Origin of the sequence: Janthinobacterium sp. BJB304 (assembly GCF_002735765.1) — a bacterium.
Lineage (GTDB): Bacteria > Pseudomonadota > Gammaproteobacteria > Burkholderiales > Burkholderiaceae_D > Janthinobacterium.
The window spans coordinates 77,819-86,460 of sequence record NZ_PDZN01000028.1 but is presented as its reverse complement, the minus strand read 5'-3'; the positions used below and the strand labels follow the sequence as shown (position 1 = coordinate 86,460).

At 65.9% G+C, this 8,642-nt stretch carries 7 protein-coding genes; 6 read left to right on the top strand and 1 reads right to left on the bottom strand.

Annotated elements, in window-relative coordinates:
* The 4 genes from CSQ95_RS25830 to cobA all read left to right on the top strand — a co-directional run.
* The coding region (locus CSQ95_RS25830; RefSeq protein WP_143450081.1) for an aldehyde dehydrogenase family protein at positions 1-632 on the top strand (632 nt) is incomplete at its 5' end.
* A gap of 73 nt (positions 633-705) precedes the next feature.
* Positions 706-1,344: an ANTAR domain-containing response regulator gene (locus CSQ95_RS25825; RefSeq protein WP_070291249.1), complete on the top strand. Its 639-nt coding sequence runs from the start codon at positions 706-708 to the stop codon at positions 1,342-1,344.
* A gap of 157 nt (positions 1,345-1,501) precedes the next feature.
* Positions 1,502-2,680 (top strand): CmpA/NrtA family ABC transporter substrate-binding protein, encoded by a 1,179-nt coding sequence (locus CSQ95_RS25820; RefSeq protein WP_099411558.1) that lies wholly within the window; start codon positions 1,502-1,504, stop codon positions 2,678-2,680.
* A gap of 14 nt (positions 2,681-2,694) precedes the next feature.
* A complete protein-coding gene (gene cobA / locus CSQ95_RS25815; protein ID WP_099411557.1) occupies positions 2,695-3,465 on the top strand; it encodes a uroporphyrinogen-III C-methyltransferase in 771 nt (256 codons plus the stop codon).
* Positions 3,466-3,477: 12 nt separating this feature from the next.
* Here the strand turns inward: cobA and CSQ95_RS25810 are convergent, their stop codons facing one another.
* Positions 3,478-4,458 carry a cyclase family protein gene (locus tag CSQ95_RS25810; protein ID WP_099411560.1) on the bottom strand — a complete coding sequence of 327 codons (981 nt, stop codon included), beginning with the start codon at positions 4,456-4,458 and terminating at the stop codon, positions 3,478-3,480.
* 108 nt (positions 4,459-4,566) lie between these two features.
* On the opposite strand from CSQ95_RS25810, the gene CSQ95_RS25805 reads away from it, so the two are divergent.
* On the top strand, positions 4,567-5,457 hold the full coding sequence (locus CSQ95_RS25805; protein WP_099411556.1) for a LysR family transcriptional regulator: 891 nt from the start codon (positions 4,567-4,569) through the stop codon (positions 5,455-5,457).
* Between the two features lie 143 nt (positions 5,458-5,600).
* A complete protein-coding gene (locus CSQ95_RS25800) occupies positions 5,601-8,636 on the top strand; it encodes a CHASE domain-containing protein (protein WP_099411555.1) in 3,036 nt (1,011 codons plus the stop codon).
* The last annotated feature ends 6 nt before the right edge of the window (positions 8,637-8,642 follow it).

Genomic DNA, 8,642 nt, shown 5'->3' with positions numbered 1-8,642 from the left:
TGGCGGTGGGCAATGTGGCGGATCAATTGGTGGAAGCCCTGGTGCCCCGCATCGCGGCATTAAAGATCACGCAAGGCATGGATCTGTCGGCCGAGATGGGGCCGGTGGTGACGCAGGTGCACAAGGACAAGATCGCCGGCTATATCGCGCAAGGTGTGGAAGAGGGCGCCAAGCTCATCTGCGACGGGCGCGGCTTTGTCCTGCCCGGCCACGAGCGCGGCTTTTTCCTCGGCGGCAGCCTGTTCGACCACGTCACGCCCGAGATGACAATCTACAAGGAAGAAATCTTCGGTCCCGTGCTGTGCATCGTGCGCGTGCCCGATTTCACGGCGGCACTGGACCTGGTCAATGCGCATGAATACGGCAACGGCACGGCCATCTATACGCGCGACGGCAACACGGCGCGCGAATATACACACCGGGTGCAGGTGGGGATGGTGGGCGTGAACGTGCCGATTCCCGTGCCGATGGCCTTCCACAGCTTCGGCGGCTGGAAGCGCAGCCTGTTCGGCGACCACCATGCGCACGGCCCGGAATCCGTGCGTTTCTATACGAAGCAGAAGGCGGTGACGCAGCGCTGGCCGGCTTCGACGGCGGCCGGGGCGGAGTTTGCCATGCCGACCCTGAAGTAATTCCGCTGTAAAACCGGCTGGTTCGCTTCTTGCTTACTGCAATGGCTGTGTTTAGCCATTGCAGATCGCTCCCATGACGTCCAGCCGTACCCAGCCTTTGCGCATCGTCGTCGTCAACACTATTGTCGAGCACGGCGTGCATGAGAATGCGGCCTTGGCTGCCCAAGTGCAGCGCGGCAATGCCTTGCGCATCGGCTTGCTGGAATCGGGCTACGACATCGTCGCCTCCCTGCCAGCCGACCTCTACCTTCCTGAACGCATCGCCCAACTGCAGCCTGATCTCATCATCATTGACGCGGAATCGGATGCGCGCGACGTGCTCGAGCACATCGTCATCGCCACGCGCGACGAGCGCCGCCCCATCGTATTATTTACGGAAGACGGCGCCACGGCCAGCATCGACGCGGCCATGGCGGCCGGCGTCTCCGCCTATATCGTCGCCGGCTTGCATGCCGAGCGCATCTTGCCCGTGCTGAACGTGGCGCTCGCGCGCTTTCGCCAGGAAGAAAAATTGCGCGCCGAATTGCTCGACACGCGGCACAAGTTGCTGGAGCGCAAGGTGATCGAGCGGGCCAAGGGCCTGTTGATGACGCACCACGGCTTGACGGAAGACCAGGCTTACCAGCGCTTGCGCAGCATGGCCATGAACAAGAAACTCAAGCTGGCAGAGATTGCCCAGCGCATCCTCGACGTGGAGGACTTGTTGGGATGAATCGTCCATTTCCTGACACATGCTGGTGCAGCGCACCATTTCGGTGCGTTTCCAGCCGCCATGAAGCGGGCAGGTACGGGCACGCTCCTTGCTGCTGGAAGGTGAGAGCCTTGCCCACGGTGGCACGGCAAAACAGTATTTATCGGCAAGGAATGGTATGACAGAGAAAATGGCAGACAGTGCCCAGGTGATGCGGACCCTGCAGCCGGAAAGACAGACGATACGCATCGGCTACCTGCCGCTGACCGATTGCGCCTCGCTGGTGATGGCGTCGAAGCTGGGTCTCGATGAAAAATACGGCATCAAGATTGAACTGAGCCGCGAGATGTCGTGGGCCGGCGTGCGCGACAAGCTGAACAATGGCGAACTCGACGCGGCCCATGTGCTGTATGGCCTCGTGTATGGCGTGCAGATGGGCATCGGCGGGCAGCAGCGCGACATGGCCGTGCTGATGAATCTCAATCACAGCGGCCAGGCTGTCACCGTGTCGGCGGCGCTGGCGCGCGAGGGCGCCCACGATGGTCCCACCCTGGCGCGGCATATGCGCGCCACGGCGCGGCCGTTTGCGTTCGCGCATACTTTTCCGACCGGCAACCACGCGATGCTGCTGCAATACTGGCTGGCCGCGCAGGGCATCGATCCGCTGCGCGACGCGCGCGTGATGACGGTGCCGCCGTCGCAGATGGTGGCCGCCTTGCGCGCGGGCCAGATGGACGGCTTTTGCGCGGGCGAACCGTGGGGCTACAAGGCCATCGTCGATGGCGTGGGCGTGACGGCCGCCGCCAGCGGCGCCATCTGGCCCGACCATCCGGGCAAGGTGCTGGGCACCAGCGCCGCGTTTGCACAGCAGCATCCGAACAGCTGCCGCGCCCTGATCGGCGCCGTGCTCGAGGCGGGACGCTGGATCGATGCCAGCGATACCAACCGGCTGGCCATGGCGGCCACCCTGGCAGAGCCCGCGTACCTGAACACGCCGCAGGAAACGCTGGCGCCGCGCATTCTCGGCCATTACCAGGATGGCCTGGGCAAGACCTGGGACGAGGCGCACGGTTTGAAGTTCTACGGCGATGGCGCCGTCAATTTCCCGTATCTGTCCGACGGCATGTGGTTCATGACCCAGCACCGGCGCTGGGGCTTGCTGCGCGACGAACCCGATTATCTGGCGGTGGCAAGGCAAGTCAACCGCATTGACCTGTACCGCCAGGCGGCGGAGATGACGGCCACGCCCGTGCCAAAAGCCCCCATGCGCAGCTCGACCCTGTGCGACGGCGTCGTGTGGGACGGCAGCGCGCCGGAAGCGTACGCGGCATCGTTTGCCATCGGCCATTTTTTCTGACTGGAGAGTGCATCATGACGCAATGTGGAAGCGTAACCCTGGTCGGCGCCGGTCCCGGCGACCCGGACCTGTTGACGATCAAGGCAGTAAAGGCCATCGCGCGGGCCGACGTGGTGCTGATCGACGACCTCGTCAATCCGGCCGTCCTTGCCCATGCGGCACAAGGCGTGCGCGTGGTCGAGGTGGGCAAGCGGGGCGGCTGCGCTTCCACGCCGCAAGCGTTCATCGAACGGCTGATGCTGGCCGAAGCGCGCGCCGGCCTGCACGTGGTGCGGCTGAAAGGGGGCGACCCGTATCTGTTCGGGCGCGGCGGCGAAGAGCGCGCCTATTTGCGCAGTCATGGCGTGGCCGTCGAGGTGATCCCCGGCATCAGCAGCGGCCTGGCTGCGCCGTCCGGTATCGGCGTGCCGCTCACGCATCGCGCCTGGAGCCAGGGCGCCATCTTCGTCACGGGCCACGGCAAGGATAGCGCCTCGGAGCCGAACTGGGCGGCCCTGGCGCAGAGCAAGCTCACCCTCGTCATCTACATGGGCGTGGCCAGGGTGACGGCCATCCAGGCCGGCTTGCTGGCCGGCGGCATGGCGCCCGGCACGCCCGTGGCCGTGGTGCAATCGGCCAGCCTGCCGGCCCAGCGCCAGTTGCTGAGCACCTTGCAGGAGCTGCCCGACGACTTGCAGGCCAGCGGCCTGGGCAGTCCCAGCATCATCGTCGTGGGCGACGTGGTGCGCTGCGCCGATGCCTGGGATGAGCATGGCGCACAGGGCTTGCACGCCGCCTGCGTCTGAGCCTGTCCGCGCCTAGCGGATCGGCAGGGCCACGGGACGGATGGGCGCCGCGTCGCCGCCACGGAATTTCAACGAGGCGCCGATGAAGGCGAACTGGTACACCTTGTCGCGCGACAGCGCTTCCAGGTCGACCAGTTCCAGGATGGGCGTGCCCTGCTGCGCCAGCAGATAGGTGTGCACGGGCAGGTAATTGTTCGCCACTTCGGACGGAAACGCCTCGAAACTGAGGTTGTCCGCGCCCACCACCATGGCGCCGCCATCTTCCACGAGGAATTTCGCCGCATCGAGCGACAGGCCCGGCGGATTGGCCATGTAGGTGTGCGCCTGCTCATAATGCTGCATGCGGCCCGTGCGTATCAGCACCACGTCGCCCTTTTCCAGCGTGACCTTCTGTTGCGCCAGCGCCGCGCGCAAGTCTTGCCGCGTCACCCGGTAATTATCGGGCAGTTGTTTGAGACCCTTGGCCACGGCCACGTCGATCAGCACGCCGCGCGCCACGATCGGCGGCAATTTCTCCGCGCCCGTCACGGTCCAGCCCCGGTCGCCCAGGTATTGTTCCTCCGTAAAGCCATTCCAGATCTTGCCGTTCAGGCCGAAGTGGTTCAGGGCGTCGATATGCGTGCCCATGTGCGCATACATGGACACGGCCGAGCCCGTGTAGCTGACGTGGCGGTTCATCTGTTCGCCCACCTGCATGGAATCGGCCACCACGTTGCCTTTCGGCGTGTGCGTCATCCACATCTGGTAGGGCGGGTCGCCGGCCGCCTGCCAGCTGGGCATGCCGATATAGAAATCGACGGCCAGATCATAGCTCTTGCCGCCGTCGATGCGCGCCAGGATGGCGGCACGCGAGGCCGGCGTCATCAGGTTCAGGCGGCCGATCTCGTCTTTCGGGCCCCAGGGGCTGATGCCCACTTCGGGCAGGGCGGCCTGCACTGTCCCTCCGAGCAGGGCCAGCAGCAGGGCAGTCAGGGTGGCGGATGGTTTGAACATGGGGTACTCCTTGCGTGACATGAATAAAGAAGCCGCCATCATATTGTTTTCCATTTCAATGATAATCAGCGATAAAATAATAAGATATTCAACTGTAGAGAAATAATAATGGATGTCCTGGCGCACATGCGCGTGTTTCGCAAGGTGGTCGAGCGCGACAGCTTCAGCAAGGCGGCGCAGGATTTGAATCAGTCGGCGGCGGCCATCAGCAAGCAGGTGCGCCAGCTCGAAGCGCGCCTGGGCACACTGCTGCTGGTGCGCACGACGCGGCGCATGAGCTTGTCGGACGGCGGGCGTGCCTACTATCTCGAATGCTGCCGCCTGCTCGACGAGGTCGATGCGCTGGAACTGGCCACGCGCGGCTGTACCGGCAAGGTGGCCGGGCGGCTGCGCGTGAATGCGCCGCTGTCATTCGGCCTGAAGGTGCTGTCGCCGCTGCTGCCCGACTTCATGGCCCGCTATCCGGACGTCAAGATCGAGATGACCCTGGACGACCGCCTGCGCGACGTGGTGGGCGAGGGCTATGACGTGTCGCTGCGCATCCGCGTCTCGCTGGCCGATTCGTCCCTGGTGGCGCGCCGCCTGGGCGACGTCGAGCAGATGATTTGCGCAGCGCCAGCCTATCTGGCGCGGCGCGGCACGCCGCGCCAGGCGCAGGATTTGCGCGGCCACGATTGCCTCGCTTACCGCCTGGCCGACAGTCCCGGCGTCTGGCAGCTGGCCGGCCCGGAGGGGCCGAGCAGCATCGTGCTGCCCGTGCGCTTTTCCGCCGACAGCAGCCTGCTGCTGGCCGATATGCTGGTGGCGGGCATCGGCGTGGGGGCGCTGCCGTCGTTCGTCGCCGCGCCGCTGCTGGCCAGCGGCGCCCTGGTACGCGTACTGCCGTCGCACGGCATGGCCAGGCGCGGCGTGTATGCCTTGACGCCCGATGGACGCCACGTGCAGGAAAAGGTGCGCGCCTTTTGCGACTTCCTGGCCGGGGCGCTGCAGGGGGGCTAGGCACCCGGTGTTTTCCAGTGCAACCATCCTGCGCGCTTTTTTTCTTGCACAAGCGCGTCGGGCATGAGCTTTGATAGTATCCTCGTACTTGCTGGGCGGCCGGAGCGCCGCACATTCGAGGAAACCGGAATAAGCGATCGACAATGCACACTTTGAGCAAGGGCGGGGCGGTATCGGGCTTCAGGATATGGGCGGGCGGCCTGCTGCTGGCCCTGGCTGTGGGCGGTGCCCTGTATGCGGGCGCGGCGCGCACGGTCAATGACGACGCCGAACAGCGTTTCGACAATCTCACGCATGGCGCCCAGCATAGCCTGATCACGCGCGTAAAAAGCTATTCCGACCTGTTGCGCGGCCTCGAGGCCCTGTTCCGCACCAGCGAGCACCTGACGCGCCGCCAGTTCCACGATTACGTGGCCGGCCTCGATATCGTGCGCCAGTTCCCGGCCATCGAATCGGTCAACTACGCGGCGGCCGTCCCGTCGGCGCAGCGCCCCGCCTTCATCGAGGCCGTGCGCCGTGACGCCAGCCTGGCGCCGCGCGGCTATCCCGCTTTCACCATCCGGCCTGCGGGCGAGCGGCCTGAATACACGGTGCTCACCTACCTGGAGCCCGATTCCCTGCTGGCCGAACGCATGGGCATCGATATCGGCGCCAACCCGCTGGTGGCGCAGTCGCTGGCGCAGGCCCGCGACAGCGGCCAGGTCAGCGCATCGGGGCAGGTGATCATGATCAAGGGGCCGCCCGCGCATATCGGCCTGGGCATGCGCCTGCCCGTGTACCGCAATGGCATGCCGCAGGGCAGCGTGGCCGAGCGCCGCGCCGCCTACCAGGGCTCCGTCGGCATCGGCTTTGGCGTGGCGCAGCTGGTGCACAGCGCGCTCGAACGCAGCGCCCTGGAACCGCTGCACCTGACCCTGTACAGCGCGGCCGACCCTTTGACGGCCAGCGGGTCCCTGTCCATCACGCCGCAGGACCGCCTGCTGTTCAACGATGACGGCGACCTGGCGGCGGCGCCGCCGCAACCGGGCAGCGATGCCGACTATTTCGACCAGGTGCTGCCCGTCGCTTACCAGGGCGGCCTGTGGAAAGCCCATTTCCGCGTGCGCAAGGCGGAGCTGTACAGCCCCTTCGACCGCTATTTTCCATGGCTGGCGCTGGGCGTCGGCGTGGCCGGCACCCTGCTCATTTACGGCTATATCTTTACCTTGTACCGGTCGCGCCGCAGCGCGGTGGCGCAGCGCACCCTGCTCGATACGGTGCTCGACAGCGTCGACGCCTACGTCTACATGAAGGATGCCGACCTGCGCTACCGCTACGTCAATGCGCGCACGGCAACCATCCTCGGCCGTCCCGTGGAGCAGCTGATCGGCCGCCAGGATGGCGAGTTGATGCTCGGCGATGCGGCGGCCGCCGCGCAGCTGACGGAGCGCCAGGTCTTCGACAGCGGCGCCAAGTTCGTCGGCGAGGAGCGCTTCGTCGATGCTCAGGGCCAGGTGCATCACCTGTGGAGCGTGAAGGTGCCGCTGGGCTTGCCCGGTCCCGTCACGGGCCTGATCGGCCTGTCCACCGACGTGACGGAACTGCACCGCCTGAAAGAGCAGGCCGACGCGGCCAGCCAGGCCAAGAGCGACTTCCTGTCGAACATGAGCCATGAAATCCGCACGCCGATGAACAGCATTATCGGCATGGCGCACCTGGCGCTGAAATCGGTGGCCGATGCGCGCCAGCGCGACTATCTGCAGAAAATCTTCCATTCGGGCCAGCATTTGCTGGGCCTGATCAACGACATCCTCGATTTTTCCAAGATCGAGGCGGGCAAACTGGAGCTGGAGGTGCTGGACTTCCGTCTCGACACCCTGCTGGCGAACATCGCCAGCCAGCTGGGCGACGCGGCCGCCGTCAAGGGCCTGGTGCTGCAGTTCGATATCGCGTCCGAGCTGCCGCAGCGCTGGCGCGGCGACCCGCTGCGCCTGGAGCAGGTCTTGCTGAACCTGACCAGCAACGCCATCAAGTTTTCCGACAATGGCAGCATCTTCGTGCGCGTGCGCCAGTCCGAGGAGCGCGCCAGCCATGCCATGCTGCGCTTCGAGGTGCAGGACCGGGGCATCGGCATGAACCAGGAAGAGGTGGCGCAGCTGTTCCGCTCCTTCCACCAGGCCGACCCGTCGACCACGCGCAAGTATGGCGGCAGCGGCCTGGGGCTGGTGATCAGCAAGCAGCTGGTGGAGCTCATGGGCGGCAAGGTGGGCGTGTACAGCCAGCCGGGCCTGGGCAGCACCTTCTGGTTCACGGCGCGCCTGGAGAAGAGCGCGCAGGGGGCCGACGAGCGCATCGCCGAAGTGGAGCCGGAAGTGCTGGGGGTGATCCGCGGCGCCTCCATCCTGCTGGTGGAAGACAACATCTTCAGCCAGCAGGTGGGCTGCGAGCTGCTGGAAGACGCGGGCGCCACCGTTTGCGTCGCCTGCAATGGCCGCGAGGCGCTGGAATTGCTGGCCCGCCAGCGCTACGACTGCGTGCTGATGGACGTACAGATGCCGGAGATGGATGGCTTCGAGGCGACGCGCCGCATCCGCGCCGATCCGAAACTTGCCGGCCTGCTGGTGATCGCCATGACGGCCAACGCGGGCAGCGAAGACCGCGCCCGCTGCCTGGAGGCGGGCATGGATGAATTCGTGACCAAGCCGATCGCCCCGAATCTGCTGTTTCACCTGCTGGCGAAATGGTTTCGCCTGCGTGGCGGCATTGGCGGCATCGGCCGCGACAGGTTGGCGGCGGCACCGACAGCGCCGACAGCGCCGCCATCGGACGCCGCGCCGGAATCGCGCGACACGGCCATCCTCGATTTGGCCACCCTGGCGCTCACGTTCAGCAATGACGCCGTGAAGATGCGCAAGTACACCCAGCTGTTTCTCGACACGGCGCGCGACGGCATCGCCGAAATGGAGCAAGCCATGGCGCTGGAAGACCTGGGGCGCCTGGCCGACCTGGGCCACCGCAGCAAATCGTCGGCGCTGGCCGTGGGCGCGCACGCTTTCGCCGCCCTGTGCCTGTCGATCGAAGGCTTGCGCCTGGGCGGCGACATGCAGCAGGCGCGCGCCTTGCTGGCGGCGCTCGGGCCGGCGCTGGCGCAGGTGGCGGAACAAATTTCCATGGAATTTGCCGCCAGCGACGCCCCTTGAGGCAGG